Source organism: Micromonospora sp. NPDC049114, from assembly GCF_040648635.1.
Lineage (GTDB): Bacteria > Actinomycetota > Actinomycetes > Mycobacteriales > Micromonosporaceae > Micromonospora.
Genome location: NZ_JBEZEA010000001.1, coordinates 428174 through 447155 on the forward strand (window position 1 = coordinate 428174; position 18982 = coordinate 447155).

Genomic DNA, 18982 nt, shown 5'->3' on the forward strand with positions numbered 1-18982 from the left:
CGCCTACGTTCGTTCACTGGTTCGACAGCTCCTTCATCTCGGTGATGGCCGGGACGGCCATCGGGTCCAATCCGTGTGCCAGTGCAAGATAGATCGAGGCGAAATCCGGGACGGCGATCAGCGAGGCCAGCCGCTCCAGAGCCGAACCACCCTCGGCGGTCACCACGTCGCAGCGCACACCACGGCGCTCCGCGAGGGTCTGCACCGCGTCCGCGCGGCGCTCCTCGACGGCGAGCGGCTCATCCGTGTCGTCCTCGGCGTTGAGGCCGCCGTCGCGCAGCAGGACCAGCCGCAGCCGGGTGCCTTCGCCGTCGTCCTCCGCCGGGTCGGCGAAGATGTCCCGCTCCCCCTCGGCCAGGCCGCCGAAGACGCCGTCCAGCAGCCCGACCCGGCCCCGCCCGGCCTCGCCGAGCGCCCCGGTGACCACCGGGTAGCGGGCGTTGGCGGACAGGGTGTCGCCGAAGCGGCGGGCCGCCACGGTGGCCAGCGGGGACGAGCCCCACACGATCGGGATCGAGCCGGCCAGGCCCAGCGCCAGCGACTTGGCGGGGTTGACGAACGACTCGGCGGCGGAGCGGCAGCGGTCGGCGTCCGCGTCGAGCCGGGCCGCCGTCTCCGCCAGGTCCGCCTCGTTGACCTTCACCAACCCGAGCGAACGCGCGGCGAGCAGGACCGGCACGGTGAGCGCCCAGAGACTGGCCCGGGCCGGCGCGCGTCGCGGCACCGGGATGAACGGCGCGCGGGCCCGCTCGGCCACCGACTGCAGCTGCGAGTCCGGTGCGCCCACGGCGACCAGCCGGGCGCCGCGACGGTGCGCGGCCTCGGCGGCGCCCAACGCCTCCGGGCTCCGACCGGACGCGCTCACCGCGATCACCACGTCGGCAGCGCCCACCCAACCGGGTACGCCCGCGCTGCGGTGCCCGATGATCGGCACCGGGCAGCGCGGCCCGGCGACAGTGGCCAGCACGTCACCGGTACGCCCGGCGGTGCCGATGCCGGCGATCACCACAGCCCGGGGACGCCCGTCGTCGGCGAGCACCGCGAGGTTCGCCTCGGCGGCCAACGCCGCGCTCTCCCGCACCTGGGCGCCGGCCGACGCGGTGTGCCGCAGCATGCCGCCCGGGTCGTGCTCGGCCAGCGCGTCCGGGTTGTCGAGCAGGGCCTCGTCGGCGTCGCGACGCCCACTGACCCCAGCCGTACCGTCGATCATGACTGCTGTCCGGGGCCGCCGCGCGCCTCGTCGAGCAGCAGCACCGGCACGTCGTCGCGGACCTCGAAGATCCGGCCGCACTCCGTGCAGGTCAACGTCTGCGCCTCCGCGTCGTAGGTCAGCGGGGCGTGGTGCGTGTCCGGGCAGGCGAGGATCTCGAGCAACTGCGGATCCAGGGCCATGGCGCGGCTCCTTCCACGAGTGCGGGGTCACCGGCGGCGGTGCCGACCGGCGCAGGCGATCTTATCGGCGAACGCGGTCGAGCACCTCGTCCCGCAGCGAGACCATCCGCTCGCGGGTGGGCGCCTCGACGTTGAGCCGCAGCAGCGGCTCGGTGTTGGAGGCACGCAGATTGAACCAGGCGCCGTCGGGAAAACGCAGCGTCAGCCCGTCCATCTCGTCGGCCGCCGCGTCCGGGTACGCGGCACGCACCTCGGCCACCGCCGCGCCCTGGTCGGAGACCGTCGAGTTGATCTCGCCGGAGGCGACGTAGCGCTCGTACTCGCCAGCCAGCACGGACAGCGGCAGCGACTGCTCGCCCAGGGCGGCCAGGGTGTGCATCGCGGCGAGCATTCCGGTGTCGGCGAACCAGAAGTCCCGGAAGTAGTAGTGCGCGGAGTGCTCGCCGCCGAAGACGGCGTTGGTGCGGGCCATCTCCGCCTTGATGAAGGAGTGCCCCACCCGGGCGACCACCGGCTCCCCGCCGTGCTCACGGATGATCTCCGCGACGGCGCTGGAGGTGATCAGGCCGTGGATCACCGTGGAGCCCGGGTGCTTGGCCAGCTCGCGTGCCGCGACCAGCGCGGTGATCGCCGACGGCGAGACCGGCTCGCCGCGCTCGTCCACCACGAAACACCGATCGGCGTCCCCGTCGAAGGCCAGGCCGATGTCGGCCCCGTGCTCGACCACCGCGCGCTGGAGGTCGACCAGGTTCGCCGGGTCCAGCGGGTTCGCCTCGTGGTTGGGGAAGGTGCCGTCCAGCTCGAAGTAGAGCGGCACGATCTCCAACGGCAGGGCCGACAGGGCGGCGTCGCCGAGCACGGTGGGGACGGTGAAGCCACCCATCCCGTTGCCGGCGTCGACAACCACCTTCAGCGGCCGGATGCCGGAGAGGTCGACCAGCTTGCGCAGGTACGCGGCGTAGTCGGGAAGCAGGTCACGACGCTCGGCCGGCCGGGTCGGCTCGCCCGCCGGGCGCGACGCCCCCGAGTCCAGCAGGGCCTGCGCCCGTTCCCGGATCTCCGCCAGCCCGCTGTCCTGGCCGATCGGCCGGGCCCCGGAGCGGCACATCTTGATGCCGTTGTACTGCGCCGGGTTGTGACTGGCAGTGAACATCGCGCCGGGCAGGTCGAGCGAACCGGAGGCGAAGTAGAGCAGGTCGGTGGAGGCGAGGCCGATCTCGATCACCGAGCGCCCCTCTGCGCGTACGCCCGCGGCGAAGGCGGCGGCCAGGCCGGGCGAGGTGGCCCGCATGTCGTACCCGACGACGACCGCGTCGCCGGGCTCGTCAGTGGCGTTGAGCAGCTGGGTGAATGCGGCCCCGAGCGCCTCGGCGACCCGTTCGTCCCACTGGTCCGGCACCGTCCCTCGGACGTCGTACGCCTTCACGATCTGGGACAGATCAGACACTAGTTCCGCTCCTTGGCCGCAGGTTCCCAACGAACCTGAGCGTATCGGAGCGGCCCGGCCCGGCCCCGCTCAGCCGGGGAGCCGGGGCATGAACACGGTGTGATCGCCCCCGTCGGGCGGCTCGGGCGGGTCACCGGGCAGCGATCGGGCACCCGGAGCAGCCGGGGCACCCGGCATCGGTTGCGTGGCGTCCGGGGTCGGCGTCACGGGTCGCGCCCCGTAGACCCCTCCGCCGGCGGGACGCGGCGGGGGCACCTGGCCGGCGGCCGGCGGCTGCTGGCCGTACACCGAGCCGGGTTGCACGGGCACGGCCGGTGACCCACCGCCGGAGCGGTAGGTGGTGCCACCGGGGTTGCCCGGCAGCGGGCCGGGATCGTCGGACGACGTGCGGTCCTGCCGGGACCGGCGCACCAGCAGCACGATGAGCAGCAGGCCGACCGCCACCATCGCGATGCCGAAGAACATGATCAGTGACCCTCCGCCGGACTCGGCGGCCACCGCGGTCACGCTGGGAGCGGCGGACGTCGGGCCCTGCGCGGCCGGGTTCACCACCTCGCTGGCCGCCGCGACCTCGGTGGGGCTGGGGGTCGGGGTCGGCTTCTTCGACGGCGTCGGCGTGGGCGGCGCGGAGAGCCGCCCGGTGACCTTCGCCGCGTCGATGCCGTGCCCCAACTGCTGGCCGGCGGCGGTGAGACCCACACCTGTCACGCGGAGCTGACCGCCCGGCGCGTCGGCGCCGAACGCCACCCGATACCGCATGGTGATGCCCTTGCCCTTGCACAGGATCGGCTTCGCCGGTGCGGTCTGCCCGGTCTCGACGTTGCCGCCACCGCCACCGACAGCCACCGGGACCCAACGCCCGCCCACGTTCACCTGGACCGCCACCTGGTTCGGCTGGAGACCCTCAAGGCTCAGACCCAGGGCGGTACGCAGCAGGACGCAGCCGCCGGAGCGCTTGCGCACCGCGACGTTCACCCCTTGGGCCGAGCCCCCGGCGGCGAAGCTGCTGGCCGACCCCACACGGACCGAGTCGTCGTCGGCCAGCGCGGGTGACGCACCGAGCATCACCAGGCCGACCAGCAGACCGCAGACCGTCGCGAGCCGTGCCGCGCGTCGACGCACCGTCATGATCACCTCACCGTTCCTCCCCGGGTGGGGTTCGCGGCCAGGCTACTACCGGGCCACCCCCGCCACCTGTCATAGAGCGGCCCGCATGTGTGCGGCGTTACGGTTTACGACCGACCCGGACGTGTGCTCCCGGCGAGGGCGGCACGGCAGAGCCGGTCGGCGGTACGGGTCGTCTCGGGCAGGCGGTAGCGCGGCGCCAACGCGAGCACCTGCGCTGTCGCGTTGCCCAGGCTCATCCGATGCCCGACGCTCACGAAGACCGGCTTCACGCCGTCCCGGGTCCGCAGCACCCGACCCACGACCTCACCCCCGTCGCGCAGCGCCGACCAGGCACCCCGCTCGGCGGCCGGTGGATCCCACTCGCCGACCAGCGGCGTCTTGCCCACGCCGATCGCCGGCAGGCCGGTGACCACCCCGAGGTGACAGGCGAGCCCGAACCGGCGCGGATGAGCCACACCGTGCCCGTCGCAGACGAGCAGGTCCGGGATGGTCGTCAACGTGTCCAGGGCGGCGAGCAGAGCCGGCAGCTCGCGGAAGGCGAACAGCCCCGGCACGTAACCGAACGACGGCCGGCCCACGCTGACCGCGGAATCCACCACGGCCAGCGTCCGGGTGTCCAGCACGGTCACGGCCGCCGCGAGGAGGTCACCGCTCTCGTCGTACGCGACGTCCAGGCCGGCCACCGTCGCGGGCGCGGCCGGACCCGGCCCGACCAGGTCGACGAGCGGCCGCAACTCCTCCTGTACGGCCACCGCCTCCGCCACCGTGCGCGGCGCGAGCCCCAGACCCGGCGTCATGAGCACTCACCCTTGATCCACTCGGTTTCGGCGATATCGGGGCATCCCACGGCCTCGGACACCCCACTATCGGCGATGTCGAGTCGATCATCCTCGGCGAAGCCCCGTCGGCGAGTGTGTCGCGATGCCAATCCGCACCACCGACCACGTGGACCGCCGTCGCACGGTTCGCCGCGCCGGCGCCGGATCTCCGGCCCGGACCGACCGTCCAGACCCCGGAACGCGCCCGCCCGACCGCTGTCAGGCGAGTTTCAGCTCGTCGCGGGCCTCCTCGACCCACCGGGCCACACCGTGCGCGCCGCTGCCGGTTGCCATTGAGGCAGCCTCGTCGAGCAGGCCACGGGCGGCGTCCCGGTCACCGTCGGTCGCCGCCAGGTCCGCCAGCCCGATCAGATTCGCCGCAACTCCCGGGGTGAACGACAGCTTCCGGCGCAACCGCGTCGACTCCTCCAGCAACCCCCGCGCCGCGTCGACCCGACCGGCTGCCTGCTCACCGAAGCAGAGGTGCCGCAGCACGTACGACAGGGTCAGCTCGTCGCCCGCCTCGGTCGCCAGCTCACGCGCCCGTGCGAAGGCCGGGTCGGCCGCCGCCTGGTCCCCGCGGATCACCTGGTGGACCGTGCCCACCCAGAACAGCGACTCCCCCTCGCCGCGGGGGTCACCCAGCTCGCGGTAGAGCTGCGCCGCCCGCTCGAAGAGCGACAGCTCGGCGGCGTCCTCCGCACCGGTCTCCAGGAAGCGGGCGTGCAGGAGCCGACCCCGGGCCAGCGCCGTGTCCGCCTCCAACGCCACCAGATCACGCTCCGCCTCGTCCAACGACTTCGCGTCGCCGCCGAAGACCGCCTGCTCGTAGCGCTCCTGCGCCCGCGTCAATCGGATGTCGAACCCTTCGGCCATCACTGACCCACCCTTCCATCGATACGCTCGCGCAGGAGATCGGCGTGGCCATTGTGCCGCGCATACTCCTCGATCATGTGCACCAGCAGCCTGCGGAGCACGATGACGTTGCCCTCCCGCTGCCGCCCCTGCACGTCCAGATCCGCCGCCTCGGCGACGAACCGCTCGGAGAACTCGACCTCCGTACGCCACGCCCGGTACGCCTCGTCCACCACGACCGGGTCGGCCACCGCGCCGTCGAAGTCGCCGTCGGGATCGTCGTCCGAGCAGTACAACTTGGGCGCGACCTGCCCGGCCATCGTCCTGCGGAACCAGCCACGCTCCACTTCGGCCAGATGCCGGATCAGACCGAGCAGTGACATCGTCGACGGCGGCACCGCCCGCCGGGCCAACTGCTCGGCGTCCAGGCCGTCACACTTGAGCTCGAACGTCAGGCGCTGGTCGCGCAGATACTCGACGAGCACCGTCCGCTCGTCGGCGAAGTTGCCATCCGAGCGCGGGTCATCGTCCGGATGAACGAACAGGTACGACCAACCGAAGGTCCGCGTGGGTTCGCCGTCGGAGGTCGCCGCTTCGGCGCGTGCGTCAGCCATACGGCGACTCTTGTCGATACCCGTCCACCTCGGCAACCGTCCGCGCCCACCAGCCTGTCCTGGCCAGCAGCCTGCCCTGATCAGCAGCGCCGGTGGCCGGACGGACGTAGGGGCCTTTGGGGCCTGGAAAATGTGTCGGCCTCAGCGCTCACCGCCGCCGTCCCCGAACATGGCGCGGATTGAATCTTCGTCCGGCAAGCTCTCGCCGTCGGTGACTGTCGCCGCCACTTCCTCAGCGACAGCCCGGCTCACGTTCTTGTAGCGGTCCACGTTGCGATAGTCATCAAGGAAACGCACTACGAGTCCGGGATCGTAGGCCCACGTCCGAGCGCGATGGTCCCAGAGAACAGCTTGGCCGAGACCCGCATCCATGACGAAGAGACCTGCCGGCGGCCCCTGCCCATCAATCCGGTAGATCACGTAGTAGCTCAACAACCTCATGCTCCAACTCTTCGGCCACTCGGGGGGCTACGGGAAAGTCGCCAGGTCCTAGTCTCAGCTCTTGCACAACCTGCGCAAAACTCGTCTCCTGCCGAACCAGCCAGGCCTGGTACTCGTGCCAGACGTCAACGTTTTTACTGATCCACTTTGCGAAGCTGGCGTCCTTGGCGGGGAAACGCAAATCGAGCCCGTCGGGGAGGGAATCCGGCAGACTGCGCGCTCGATTCGCGGCGAGCATCCGCAGAAGCGCGCCAACTCGGTGTTCCGGACCATTCGACGAACGCCGCAGAACTTCATACTCCTCATGGGTCGCCAGCCAGGCTTCCCGCGAGACGGGCGTGTGCATCTGCAACTCGATCAGCATCCCGTCCGGAGCACGAAGGGTGCAATTCAATCCGTAAAATCGATTGCCCCGCCGCCAGAAGTTCTTGCAGTCTGAAGTCGGAACCGAGAAGCCTGCGTCGACCAGGCCGGCGAGGACCAAGTCAACGGCCTTGCTGTAGTGCTCGCCCGACGGCATCTCGAGGCAGAATCTTAGTGCGTCATTGACGCTCTGCACGAAGTCAGTGACATCGGTCGGGGCTACGCGCCCCTCTTCGAGGTACTTCCGTGCCAGGGATTCCAGCCCCTTGACCCGAAACTTCCGGTCCCGGAGCCGGATCGGATCAGTGAGGTCGAGCGCGCCGGTCACGCTCCGTCCGACCTGAGCCAACGCATCCTCGACACTGTCGGCGGCAGCCAGAGCTCGGTCGCGCAGCCCCGTCAGCGAGGCCAACTCGCCGGGCGTGAGCTGCGCGAGATCGGACGTCGGCCGACGTGGGTCCCCCATGTCCGGAGCCGGACCGGGCGGCCCACTCGGGGCATCGGGCCCCGAGCCCGGCCCGTCCAGCAGCAGGTGCATGCGGTTGATGTACGGATCGCCGTGGCCGCCGTCGTCGTACGCCGGTGGGTGGGTCGGCAGGTCGGGACGTTCACTGAACCGGCCTCGGGGCAGCCCGCCGAGCGGCATCGGCCGGCCGTCTCCGCCCAGCACGAGTGCGTCGATGCCGACCACGTCCGGGTAGAGCGGCCGGTCCCGGACGAGGCCGGTCTGCGGGTCGACGTAGAGCACCGTGCCGTTCTGGTTGAGCGCAACCCAGGCGTGCGAGCCGCCGCCCGCCCACTCGGTGATCAGGAACGCATAGCTGCCGTGGCCGCCCAGCAGCAGTTGGTCGTGCAGGTTGGCGTACCCCCGGTCGGCGGCCTGCCGCGCCTGCGCCGGGTGTGCCCGTTGGCCCGACGGCGGGGCGAGGACGCGCTGGAAACGGCCGCCGGTCACGTCCTCCACCCGACCCGGACCACCCGCCTCACCGCGGATCGGACGTCGGGTGTCGCCGTTCAGGTAGCCGTCGAAGGTGCGCGGCGCGGACACCCGCGGCCGCCCGTGCACCCAGGTTTCGAAGAGCGACAGGGTGCAGTCGAGGCAGTTGATGCCCCGGGTGGCGTCCGCCTGGGGGCCGCCGTCGTTCAGGAGGCGGAACCAGCCGCCCCGGCGGGGGTCTGCGGTACGCCTGACAGCGCCGTCGAGGTCGCGGGGCATCTGCCGTTCGACGTCGACCTGGTGCAGGGCGAGCGGAGGCCGGAGCCCGCCCGGCTGCCCGTACGGCCGGGAGTCGTCGATCGGCGGGGGTACGTCGTCGCCGGTGAGCCGGGACGGGCCGGCGGTCTCCACCGCACCCAGCGCGAGCGCGCCCACATCGTTGTTGGCGTACGCGAATGCGCCGTCGGCGATGTCCACGACGGCCGGTGCTCTGATGCCCGCCAGCACGTCGTCGGCCAGGTCACGCCATTGGGCGTACGCGCGTGTCTCGGCGTTCGCGGCCCGCTGCCAGCCGTCGGCCCACTGCCGGTGCCCCGCCTGGTGCAACTGTCGGGCGTAGCTCGCGTACTCGACAGCCCTGCGGTCGTGCTCCGCCGCGCGGGTCCGCATACGGGCGGCCTCGGCCTGCCGGCGATTGTTCTCGAAGCCGGTGCGCTGCGACTCGTAGTGGCCCTGGTAGCGCCGCCGCTCGGCAGCCTCCGCCTCGGCCACCCACCGGGCGGCGTACCCGTCGTTCTCGGCCACGGACACCGACGGATCGCCGAACGCCAGCACGTCGACGGGAACTGAGGCCCGGCCGCGGGCCCGTTGACGGGGTACGCGGGCCGGCGCGGGCGCTTCCCGCGTCGGCAATCGCATGGGCGCGGCGTGCCGGCCCACCGCGGCACCGGGGACCGTGCCACCGCCCGTCCCGGTCACGACCCCACCGGGCCGGCCGCCGGCATCGGGCGTCGTACCGGTGGAGGTGGGTGGAAAAGCCGTACCGGGGGCGACTGTCGAGGCGGAACCAGCGGACGCGACAGGCGGCGCCAGCCCCACCGTGCTCGCGGCCGCCGACGAGGAAACGCCCCCCGCCGACGGGCCGGTCGACAGAGGTCCGAAAGCCGAGGACGGGCCGGTCGTCAGAGGCACGGACGCCGACGACGGGCCGGTCGTCAGAGGGACGGACGCCGACGACGGGCCGGTCGACGGAGACACGGCAACCGTCCCGTTGGTGCCCGGGGTGACCGCACCCGAGGCGATCCCCTGCGACGCGCCGAGCGCCGGCCCGCCACCCTCCGTCGGCCCGGCACCCGTCACCGGCCCGCCGGTCGGGTCAACGGCACCGGCCACGGGCGCGGTGACCGCCGACAGCACGGGATCGGCCGCGACTGCCGAGAGCATGGGATCGGCCGCGACAGCGGAGAGCGTGGGGTCCGCCGCGACAGCGGAGAGCGCCGGATTCGTGCCGTGCCCGACGCCTGACGACGTCGCGTCGGGTGCTGCCGGCACCGGCGACCCGACAACGTCCACCCCGGCGTGGTGGACGCCATCCGCCGCCCCAGGCCCCGGGGCGGACGCGGCCGGCGACGCCGGAGGCACCGGCGAGGACGCCGTGAGTTCCGGGGGCGGGGCATCCATCGAAGGCGCGGCGGGGATCGGAAGGGACTGTCCGGTGAAGGCCGCTCCGGCGAGGGCGTTGGCCTGCGCGTGCAGCCGGGCCTGCAGGGCGTGGTCGGTCTGCCCGGTCGCCGATCCGGTGGCCCCGGACGCGGCGGCGCGTACCGCGTCCTCCATCGAGGTCAGGCCCTGCCCGGTGGCGACGCTGGCGGCGCTCTCGGCGAACATCTCGCCGGTCATCTCCCGACCCAGGTGCTCGCCGATGCGCGCGGCGCGGCCGGTCGCGTGGCGGCCCAGGCCGGCCAGCGGCGCGACCGCTCCCCCGGCGAGCCCGCCGACCGCCGACACGCCCAGGTCGGTCAGGTCCACGCCGTGCGCCCGGCCCGTGGAGTTCTGGTACGCCTGGGTGGCCAGGCTGATCCCGGACTCCTCGGCCGCTTCCTCCAGACCTTCCCGGGTGGCTCGCTTGGCGAGGCCGCGCGCGCCACCCTTGGCGATCTCCTTGGCGGCACGCTCGCCGGCCTCCTTGAGCCCGCGCCGCAGCGCCTTGCTCGCCAGCTGGCCCATGAGACGCTTGAAGATCTGCTGGATCAGCAGCCGGGTGGCGGTGATGGCCGCACCGGCGGCCGGGGATGCGGCACCCGCGGTGAGCAGCGCCGCCACCGCCACCGAGAGCAGCTCGATGACGAGGATGCCCAGCTCGATCCAGACTTCGAGCTTGGCGCCCTCGATGTCGCAGCCGCACTCCTCGACCAGTCGGCCGAGGTCGGTGGTGACCGCGAGGAGCACCGGCAGGGGCGCGTCATCGCCCTCGGCGATCCCACGCCAGGCCGCCTCGAACGCGGCGTCGACGGCTCCGACACCGCCGTATCCGCTGCGTACCTCGGTGGCGGCCGCGGCGGCGTCGGCGTGCGGACCGGCGAGGACGCCGGCTACCGCGTACCACCGGTCGGCGACGTCCCAGACGGCCCGTTCGTTCCCTTCGGGCCACTGCACGCCTACCGCCCAGTCGAGGGCCTCGTAGATCCAGCCGGGGACGTCCCAGGGTGCGTAGTCCAGCGGGTGCGGGATCGGGCTGGGCAGCACGCTCATCCGGATCGACCCGCCGTCAGCGCTGGTCGGCGGCCCGGTCGAGCCGGGCGGCGCTGCTCTGGTCGGTCTGCACGCTCGCGTCGACGGCGCTGACCACGTCGGCGCCCAACTCGGTGAGCCGCTGCCCGACACCCGCCCAGGCGCGCAGCACGGTCTGCTCGATGCCCCGGTAGTTCCGCTCGAACGCGGCGCCGATGTCGTCGCGCCCCCACGGGCGGGCGCCGCTGGCGGCCTCGATCTCACCGCCCTCGGCTGCCCGGCTGGCCGTCACCGCCTCGCCGGACAGGGCCAGGTCGGCACCACCGCGCCGGGCCCGGGACGCGTCGAGCCAGAGCTGACCGTCGGTCATGCCGGCCCCTCGCCGCGGCGGAGCACGGCGTCGGCGCGGCCGAGCAACGCGCCGAAATCGCCGGTACGCAGGAAGTCCGCCGAGCCGGCGCCGGCCGGCATGGTGTCGGCGACCAGGTCCTGGGTGGCCTGCGTGGCGGCGGCCACGGCACTGTGGACCGTTTCGGTAACTTTCCGGCTCAGCGCCTCCGCGTCGCGGTCCCGGTAGATCGCCGGAGCCAGGACGACCTCGACCAACTGGCCCTGCGCGCCGACGGTCGCCGTGACGTGGCCGTCCGGCGAGCGGCGGGTCACCCGCAGTTGCGCGAGTCGCGCCTGCAGAGTGTCCAGACCGGACCTGAGCTGCTGATACTGGCCGTACACGTCGTCGAATCGGGCTCGTAGCTCGCGATTGGCGTCCCGGTCCACGCGTTCGCTCACCGCCGCTCCTCCCGTCACCGTCGGTATCCGAGACCATACCGGCCGCCATCGATTCGTGTAGTCCGGTAGTTTCGATGTGTGATCGACCGTCAGCAGGCCGAGCAGTTCGCTTCCGCGTGGGCGAGGCGGGATTCGCAGCGCCTCGGCCACGAGTGCACCCCGGTGGTCGACGAGTTCGACCTCGGTTTCGTCGTCACCTCGATCGTGTCGAACGGGGTGCGGGCGATCCCCGGCGATCTGCCGACGACAGTCATCGACAGGCGGACCGGGAAGGTCACCACCTGGCCGCGTGTGCCCAGCGAGGTCGTGGCGGATCTGTACCGGCGCAGTCAGCCCAGCGGGCCGACCGCCCCCCGCACCGTCGACGCTTCGAGCCTGCTGATCCGGGAAATCCGTCGAGCCCCGACGCCGAACACGGTGGCGCACCTGACCCTCGACGGTCGCATCTGGACGGCCCAGGGGACGAAGGGCGCGGTCGCGCTGAACCACCACCCGCTCGTCCGTGGCTACCTGGACGAGCAACCCCCGGGCGAGCTGGTCCGCGGCGTCGAGTGTCACGCCGAGTTGATCGTGGTCTCCGACGTGCTGCACGAGTACGACCACCGTCGGGCCGCCGACGGCATCGCGCCGATGGGGCGGGCCGAGGCGGGTGCCCTGCTGGGGGCGGCGCGCTTCGAGATCTTCCGGATCCGCGAGCCGGGTGACCCGGCCGGTGGCGCCGCCGAGCGACCCTGCGACTCGTGCGTCTCGTTTCTGGTCAGCGCCAACATGCTGCCGGAGTCGGCGCGGGCCTACACCGAGACGTGGCTCGCACCGGCGGAGCCGGACCCGGACCCGGGCCGCTTTCCACCCGAGGTGGCCAACGCGCTGGTGGCGGCGGGCTGGCGACCGCACATCGGTGACCAGATCATGGCCGCCGCCGGCGTGCGGGATGTCACCGCCGTGCCGGGGGCCGTCCACCGGCACGAGGGCTTTCCCGCCGCAGTGGAGGCGCTGACCGCGTTCCCCAGCCTGGTCGGCGCGCGGCGGGGCCCGGGCGCGCAGGTGTGGATCTCGCGCTTCGACATCCGCCCGCACGCCATCGCGCACACCGCCGACACCCTCGCGGACTTCGGCGCGGTGCTCGGCGTACGACTCTTTCCGATCGGCACCGAGCAGCAGGACAGCATCCTCGCCGTCGACGAGCGCGGCCGGGTCTTCGCCCTCGACCAGGCCGGCGAGTGGTTCCTCGGCGACACCATCGACGCCGCGCTCACCACGTTGCTGCTCGGCCGCGCGCCCGCCCGGGTCGGCGACGACGGCACCTGGCCGGCCGACCCGAGCTAGGGCCTGTTTCGTAAGAACTGGCCCTAGAGCGCCAGCCCGGTCAGCACCATGACCCGCGCCTCGGTGTAGTCGTCCATCGCGCTGCGCAGCCCCTCCCGGCCGACGCCGCTGCCCTTCACCCCGCCGTACGGCATCTGGTCGGCCCGGTACGACGGCACGTCGCCGACGATCACGCCGCCCACCTCCAGCGTCCGCGCGGCGGCGAAGGCCACGTCCAGGCGCCGGGTGAACACGCCGGCCTGCAACCCGTACGCCGAGTCGTTGACCGCGGCGAACGCGGCCTGGTCGTCGGCGACCGGGGTGACCACGAGCACCGGCCCGAACACCTCCTCGGCGACGACCTTGGCGTCGGCCGGCACGCCACTGAGGACGGTCGGGGGGTACGTGGCGCCGTCGCGCACGCCGCCCACCTCGACTGTGGCGCCGGCCGCGACCGCCTCCGCCACCCACGTCTCGACCCGGCGGGCCGCCTCCTTCGACACCATCGGCCCGACGTCGGTCAACTCCGAGGCGGGATCTCCGGTGCGCAGGGCGCGTACCGCCGCGACCAGCCGGGGCAGGAAGTCGGCGTGCAGCGCGTGGTGCACGTACACGCGTTGCACGGCGATGCACGACTGGCCGGCCTGGTAGTTGGCGAACGTGGCGATGCGCTGCGCGGCGAAGTCCAGGTCCTCGTCGGCGGTCCAATCCGCGCAGAGCACCGCCGCCGCGTTGCCACCCAGCTCCAACGTCACGTGCTTGTCCGGCACCTGGCGGCGGATGGCCGCGCCGACCGGCCCCGACCCGGTGAACGACACGACCGGCAGCCGGGGGTCGGCGACCAGTTCGGCGGCGCGGTCGTTGGGCAGCGGCAGCACGGAGAACATGCCGGCGGGGAGGTCGGTCTCGGCCAGCAGTTCGCCGAGCAGCAGCGCGGACAGCGGCGTGGCCGGGGCCGGCTTGACGATGATCGGCGCACCGACCGCGATGGCGGGCGCGACCTTGTGGGCGACCAGGTTGAGCGGGAAGTTGAACGGTGCGATGCCGAGCACCGGCCCCCTCGGCACCCGCCGGACCAGGGCGATCCGCCCGGAGGCCGCCGGGTCGGTGTCGAGGCGTTGCAGCTCCCCGGAGAAGCGCCGGGCCTCCTCGGCGGCCCACCGGAAGGTGGACACCGCCCGCCCAACCTCGGCGCGCGCCCACTTCACCGGCTTGCCGTTCTCGGCGGTGATCAGCGCCGCGATCTCGTCGGCACGCTCGGCGAGCCGCCGCGACACGTGGTCCAGGGCCGCCGCGCGGGCGTGCGCGGGCAGGGCCGCGGCCTGCGCGGCCACACCGGCCGCGGCCGCGACGGCGGCGTCGACCTGGTCAGGGGTGGCAAATGTGGTACGCCCCACCGCCCGGCCGTCGTACGGATGGTGGACGGTCAGCTCGCCCTCGCCGGAGGCGGGACGGGAGGCGACGAAGAAGTCAGCGGGCTCCACGCCGTGCAGCGTAGACGAGACAACGGCCGACGGAAACAGTCGCCGTATCCCTTGTCTGCCGCGAATTCAGTAGCGAAGATGGCAGGAAGATTGCGATAACCGCCGCACACCGCATCCCCGGCCCCTCGGAGTGATCCCGTCATGAGTGACCAGCAGCAGCTGCGCAACTTCGTCAACGGCTCCTACGTCGAACCGGCCGACGGCGGGTACGCCGATCTGGTCGACCCCTGCACCGGCGAGGTGTTCGCCCAGGCGCCGGTCTCCGGGGCTGCCGACGTCGACGCGGCGATGACCGCCGCCGCCACCGCGTTCGAGAGCTGGCGGGAGGTCACCCCGGCCGAGCGGCAGAAGGCGATGCTCAGGCTCGCCGACGCCGTGGAGGCCCGCGCGGCCGACCTGGTGGACGCCGAGGTCCGCAACACCGGCAAGCCGCGCCAGCTCACCGCCGAGGAGGAGCTGCCGCCGGCGGTGGACCAGTTCCGGTTCTTCGCCGGGGCCGCCCGCCTGCTGGAGGGGCGCTCCGCCGGCGAGTACCTGGCCGGGCACACCTCGTACGTGCGGCGCGAGCCGATCGGGGTCTGCGCCCAGGTGACCCCGTGGAACTACCCGCTGATGATGGCGGTGTGGAAGATCGCCCCGGCACTCGCGGCCGGCAACACCGTGGTGCTCAAGCCGTCGGACACCACGCCGGTGTCGACGCTGCTGCTCGCCGAGATCGCCGCCGAGTTCTTCCCGCCGGGTGTGTTCAACGTGGTCTGCGGTGACCGGGACACCGGTCGTACCCTCGTGTCGCACCCGACCCCACAGCTCGTGTCGATCACCGGCTCGACCCGCGCGGGCATGGAGGTGGCCGCCGCGGCGGCCACCGACCTGAAGCGCACCCACCTGGAGCTGGGCGGCAAGGCCCCGGTGGTGATCTTCGACGACGCGGACGTGGCGGCGGCGGCCGAGGCCATCGCGCTGGGCGGCTACTTCAACGCCGGTCAGGACTGCACGGCGGCGACCCGGGTGCTGGCCGGGCCGGGCATCCACGACGACTTCGTGGCAGCGCTCGCCGAACAGGCCCGCAACACGAAGACCGGCGCACCTGACGACTCGGACGTGCTCTACGGCCCGCTGAACAACGCCAACCAGCTCGCCCGGGTCAGTGGCTTCGTGGACCGGCTGCCCGACCACGCGGCGATCCAGACCGGGGGATCCCGGCAGGGTGAGCGCGGCTACTTCTACGCGCCGACGGTGGTCTCCGGCCTGCGCCAGGCCGACGAGATCATCCAGGACGAGGTGTTCGGGCCGGTCATCACCGTGCAGCGCTTCTCCGACGAGGACGAGGCGGTGCGCTGGGCCAACGGCGTCGACTACGGCCTGTCGGCGTCGGTCTGGACGCGCGACCACGGGCGGGCGATGCGGATGACGCGACGGCTCGACTTCGGCTGCGTCTGGGTGAACACGCACATCCCGTTCGTCTCGGAGATGCCGCACGGCGGTTTCAAGCACTCCGGGCACGGCAAGGACCTCTCGGTCTACAGCCTGGAGGACTACACCCGGATCAAGCACGTCATGCACAACATCGAGGGCTGAGCCATGCCGTCCTCGGAAGATCTGCACAAGCGTCGCAGTGGTGCCGTCGCCCGGGGCGTCGGCAGCGTCATCGGCTCGTACGTGGACTCCGCATCCGGGGGCACGCTCACCGACGTCGACGGCCGGGAGTGGATCGACTTCGCCGCCGGCATCGCCGTCACCAGCGTCGGCAACTCCGCGCCGAGGGTGGTCGAGGCGGTCCGCGCGCAGGTGGAACGGTTCACCCACACCTGCTTCATGGTCGCGCCGTACGAGTCGTACGTGGCGGTGTGCGAGCAGCTCAACGCGCTGACGCCGGGCGGGTTCGAGAAGCGCTCGGCGTTGTTCAACTCCGGGGCCGAGGCGGTGGAGAACGCCGTCAAGATCGCGCGGCACGCCACCGGGCGACCGGCGGTGGTGGTGTTCGACCACGCGTACCACGGCCGGACCAACCTGACCATGGCGTTGACCGCTAAGAACATGCCGTACAAGCACCGGTTCGGACCGTTCGCCGGGGAGATCTACCGGGTGCCGATGTCGTACCCGCTGCGCGACGGCGGGCTCTCCGGCGCCGAGGCGGCCGCACGGGCGATCGAGATGGTCGAGAAGCAGGTTGGCGCGGAGAACGTCGCCGCGCTGCTCATCGAACCGATCCAGGGCGAGGGCGGTTTCGTCGTACCAGCGCCGGGTTTCCTGCCGGCGCTGCGCGACTGGGCGACGGCGGCCGGGGTGGTCTTCGTCGCCGACGAAATCCAGACCGGCTTCTGCCGTACCGGCGACTGGTTCGCCTGCCAGCACGAGGGCATCGAACCGGACCTGGTCACGCTGGCCAAGGGCATCGCCGGCGGCCTGCCCCTCGCGGCGGTGACCGGTCGGGCCGAGCTGATGGACACGGTGCACGTCGGCGGGCTCGGCGGCACGTACGGCGGCAACCCGATCGCCTGCGCCGCCGCGCTGGCCACCATCGAGACCATGCACGAGCTGGACCTGGCTGGCGCGGCCCGCCGGATCGAGTCCGTGCTGGCGCCCCGGCTCCGCGCCATCGCCGAGCGGGACCCGCGCATCGCCGAGGTACGCGGGCGCGGCGCGATGCTCGCGGTGGAACTGGTCCAGCCCGGCTCCCTCGTCCCCGACCCGACCGCCACGGCGGCCATCTCGGCCGCGTGCCACGCCGCCGGCCTGCTCACCCTGACCTGCGGCACGTACGGCAACGTGCTGCGCTTCCTGCCGCCGTTGGTGATCTCCGACGAGCACCTCGCCCGCGGCGCCGACATCCTCGACGCGGCGTTCGGCTGACCGTGTGGAGGGGCCCACGTCGGGCCCCTCCACTCACGTCAGCGCAGAACCTCGACGGTGTTGTTGCGGACCAGGTTCTTCCCCGGCTCGCGGATCTGGTCCATGGCGGCGGTGTTGAGCAGCACGCAACTGCCCGACGGGCCGGTCACCGTCACGGTGGTGGCCCGGTTGTTGTCCAGGTTGGTCACCCGCAGCCGCGTACCGACCGGGAACTGCCCGCTGGTCGCCGCCGGCGCGGCGTTCTCGGCGAAGAAGGTGATCGCGCCGGAGCAGACCGAACGGGGCGGCGGGCCCGGCACGCCGGGCGAGGCGGCACCCGGACGGACCGAACCGGGGGCAGGCTGGGCCACCGCGCCCTCCAGCTTTTCCACCACGTTGCGGCGGATCACGTTCTTGCCCGGCTCGCGGACCAGCTCCATGGCGGCGGAGTTGAGCAGCACACAACTGCCCGACGGGCCGGTCACCGTCACCGTGGCCGTACGGTTGTTGTCCAGGTTCGTCACCCGCAACCGCGTGCCCACCGGGAACCGGTCGCTGGTAGCCGCCGGCGCCCCGGCCTCCGCCGAGAACGTGACCGATCCGGAGCAGACGGACGACCGTGCCGGAGCGGTATCGGCGAACCCGAACCCGGTCCCCACCGCCACGCCCGCCGCGGCGAGCACCGCCACGGTCGCCGCCAGCACATGCCTGCGCTGCACCCTCATCGCCGTCACTCCCGTCCTCGGTGGTGTCCTTCACCGCCTGATACGGAAACCACCCCAAAACCGTTCACCAGCCCCGCCCTCCCGCCGCCCCCAACCCCCGCCGATCTTGCACTTTGTGTCGCTCAAATGTCGCTGTTGTGGTCATTGGTCGGGACAGAAAGTGCAAGATCGGCGCGCTGGGGGTTAGGACAGGGCTGTTCGGACGGTGGCTATTACGTGGTGGGGGCGGCGGTAGAGGTCGCGGTCGGTGAAGTAGCGCATACGCCAGCCGGCCGCATCCAACCAGTTGACCCGCTCGCGGTCATGGCGGAGACGATCGCGGTCCAGGTGCGACAGTCCGTCGTACTCAACGCCAACTCGCCTCTCCCGGTATCCCAGGTCGAGCCGGTAGAGGCGGATCCCGAACCGGTCGGTGACCCACAGTTGCGGCTCGGGCGGTGGAAGCCCGCCGTCGATCAGGATCAGTCGCAGTTGGCTTTCCTGCCGACACTCGGCCCGACCGTCCGCCAACGCGATGAGACTCCGGGCTTGCCGGACGCCCCGCAGGGCAGCGTGGGCCGAAACCTCCGCCAGCAAATCATCCTGGCTCACCACGCCCGACCGGAGCGCCGCGTCGAGCACCGGCAGGGCGTCGAGCCGCCGAGCGGCACGCGCCAGGTCGACGGCGCAGCGGGCCGCGGGGACACAGGGCAGGCCCCTGACCAGGACCGGTCGAACGGGTAGCACCGTCCGGTGCACGACGACGCCGGGAAGGCGCGGCTTCGGCACCGAGGCAGGCAGCTGGACATGTACCAGGTCCTCCCGCAGAACGCCGAAGCCGTGTCTGCGGGCAGCACTCTGCCTCGCCAGCATGGCCTCGTCGGGGAGGCGCAGCATCAGCGCACGCAGTTCGTCATCCTCGTCGCAGGGCTGGTCGACATAGACGCCCCTTCGGACTCGAAGCAGTTCCTCACGACCGAGCCGGGTACGGATTCGTCTGATGGTGAGGTCCCGCACCAACGCGTCCGTCCGCCACAACTGAATAGCCATACCGAGCAGGCTGGCCACCCCGGACCCTCAACGAGACCCCCGGCGTCCCGCCTGTGGAAAACAATCCGCCCTGTGGAAAACCCCCAAACCACC

17 protein-coding genes are annotated in these 18982 nt (G+C 72.3%); 3 read left to right on the forward strand and 14 right to left on the reverse strand.

Going from position 1 to position 18982, the window contains the following annotated elements:
- Positions 1 to 13: 13 nt before the first annotated feature.
- The 11 genes from AB0B39_RS02000 to AB0B39_RS02050 all read right to left on the reverse strand — a co-directional run bounded on the left by AB0B39_RS02000 (position 14) and on the right by AB0B39_RS02050 (position 11514).
- Complete coding sequence (locus AB0B39_RS02000; RefSeq protein WP_234587712.1) at positions 14 to 1210, reverse strand: SIS domain-containing protein; 1197 nt, start codon at positions 1208 to 1210, stop codon at positions 14 to 16.
- Positions 1207 to 1392 carry a Trm112 family protein gene (locus AB0B39_RS02005; RefSeq protein ID WP_007455824.1) on the reverse strand — a complete coding sequence of 62 codons (186 nt, stop codon included), beginning with the start codon at positions 1390 to 1392 and terminating at the stop codon, positions 1207 to 1209. The genes AB0B39_RS02000 and AB0B39_RS02005 overlap by 4 nt, the downstream gene beginning before the upstream one ends.
- Before the next feature lie 61 nt (positions 1393 to 1453).
- Positions 1454 to 2839 carry a phosphomannomutase/phosphoglucomutase gene (locus tag AB0B39_RS02010; RefSeq protein WP_357573264.1) on the reverse strand — a complete coding sequence of 462 codons (1386 nt, stop codon included), beginning with the start codon at positions 2837 to 2839 and terminating at the stop codon, positions 1454 to 1456.
- Positions 2840 to 2908: 69 nt separating this feature from the next.
- Positions 2909 to 3967 carry a hypothetical protein gene (locus AB0B39_RS02015; protein ID WP_357573265.1) on the reverse strand — a complete coding sequence of 353 codons (1059 nt, stop codon included), beginning with the start codon at positions 3965 to 3967 and terminating at the stop codon, positions 2909 to 2911.
- Between the two features lie 104 nt (positions 3968 to 4071).
- Positions 4072 to 4764: a deoxyribonuclease V gene (gene nfi, locus AB0B39_RS02020; RefSeq protein ID WP_357573266.1), complete on the reverse strand. Its 693-nt coding sequence runs from the start codon at positions 4762 to 4764 to the stop codon at positions 4072 to 4074.
- A 240-nt stretch (positions 4765 to 5004) separates the two neighbouring features.
- Positions 5005 to 5661, reverse strand: coding sequence for a tetratricopeptide repeat protein (locus AB0B39_RS02025; protein ID WP_357573267.1), 657 nt, complete (start codon positions 5659 to 5661; stop codon positions 5005 to 5007).
- On the reverse strand, positions 5661 to 6254 hold the full coding sequence (locus tag AB0B39_RS02030; RefSeq protein ID WP_357573268.1) for a DinB family protein: 594 nt from the start codon (positions 6252 to 6254) through the stop codon (positions 5661 to 5663). Before AB0B39_RS02030 ends, AB0B39_RS02025 begins: the two co-directional genes overlap by 1 nt.
- A 141-nt stretch (positions 6255 to 6395) precedes the next feature.
- On the reverse strand, positions 6396 to 6686 hold the full coding sequence (locus AB0B39_RS02035) for a hypothetical protein (protein ID WP_357493783.1): 291 nt from the start codon (positions 6684 to 6686) through the stop codon (positions 6396 to 6398).
- Positions 6658 to 10746: a toxin glutamine deamidase domain-containing protein gene (locus AB0B39_RS02040; RefSeq protein ID WP_357573269.1), complete on the reverse strand. Its 4089-nt coding sequence runs from the start codon at positions 10744 to 10746 to the stop codon at positions 6658 to 6660. The genes AB0B39_RS02035 and AB0B39_RS02040 overlap by 29 nt, the downstream gene beginning before the upstream one ends.
- A 16-nt stretch (positions 10747 to 10762) precedes the next feature.
- Positions 10763 to 11095 (reverse strand): hypothetical protein, encoded by a 333-nt coding sequence (locus tag AB0B39_RS02045; RefSeq protein ID WP_234587722.1) that lies wholly within the window; start codon positions 11093 to 11095, stop codon positions 10763 to 10765.
- Positions 11092 to 11514 (reverse strand): YbaB/EbfC family nucleoid-associated protein, encoded by a 423-nt coding sequence (locus AB0B39_RS02050; protein ID WP_357573270.1) that lies wholly within the window; start codon positions 11512 to 11514, stop codon positions 11092 to 11094. The genes AB0B39_RS02045 and AB0B39_RS02050 overlap by 4 nt, the downstream gene beginning before the upstream one ends.
- Before the next feature lie 78 nt (positions 11515 to 11592).
- Here AB0B39_RS02050 and AB0B39_RS02055 point away from each other — a divergent pair, with 78 nt between their 5' ends.
- Positions 11593 to 12840 carry an SUKH-3 domain-containing protein gene (locus AB0B39_RS02055; RefSeq protein WP_357573271.1) on the forward strand — a complete coding sequence of 416 codons (1248 nt, stop codon included), beginning with the start codon at positions 11593 to 11595 and terminating at the stop codon, positions 12838 to 12840.
- A 23-nt stretch (positions 12841 to 12863) separates the two neighbouring features.
- On the opposite strand, the gene AB0B39_RS02060 is transcribed toward AB0B39_RS02055, so the two are convergent.
- Positions 12864 to 14303, reverse strand: a complete 1440-nt coding sequence (locus tag AB0B39_RS02060) for an aldehyde dehydrogenase family protein (protein WP_357493775.1) — start codon at positions 14301 to 14303, stop codon at positions 12864 to 12866.
- Positions 14304 to 14444: 141 nt separating this feature from the next.
- Here AB0B39_RS02060 and AB0B39_RS02065 point away from each other — a divergent pair, with 141 nt between their 5' ends.
- Positions 14445 to 15881, forward strand: coding sequence for a gamma-aminobutyraldehyde dehydrogenase (locus tag AB0B39_RS02065; protein ID WP_234587727.1), 1437 nt, complete (start codon positions 14445 to 14447; stop codon positions 15879 to 15881).
- A 3-nt stretch (positions 15882 to 15884) separates the two neighbouring features.
- On the forward strand, positions 15885 to 17156 hold the full coding sequence (gene gabT / locus AB0B39_RS02070) for a 4-aminobutyrate--2-oxoglutarate transaminase (RefSeq protein WP_357573272.1): 1272 nt from the start codon (positions 15885 to 15887) through the stop codon (positions 17154 to 17156).
- A 38-nt stretch (positions 17157 to 17194) separates the two neighbouring features.
- On the opposite strand, the gene AB0B39_RS02075 is transcribed toward gabT, so the two are convergent.
- The gene (locus AB0B39_RS02075; RefSeq protein ID WP_357573273.1) at positions 17195 to 17860 is read right to left on the reverse strand and encodes a hypothetical protein; all 666 of its coding nucleotides are present in this window, start codon (positions 17858 to 17860) and stop codon (positions 17195 to 17197) included.
- A gap of 183 nt (positions 17861 to 18043) precedes the next feature.
- Positions 18044 to 18907 (reverse strand): DUF559 domain-containing protein, encoded by an 864-nt coding sequence (locus AB0B39_RS02080; RefSeq protein ID WP_357573274.1) that lies wholly within the window; start codon positions 18905 to 18907, stop codon positions 18044 to 18046.
- Positions 18908 to 18982: the final 75 nt, after the last annotated feature.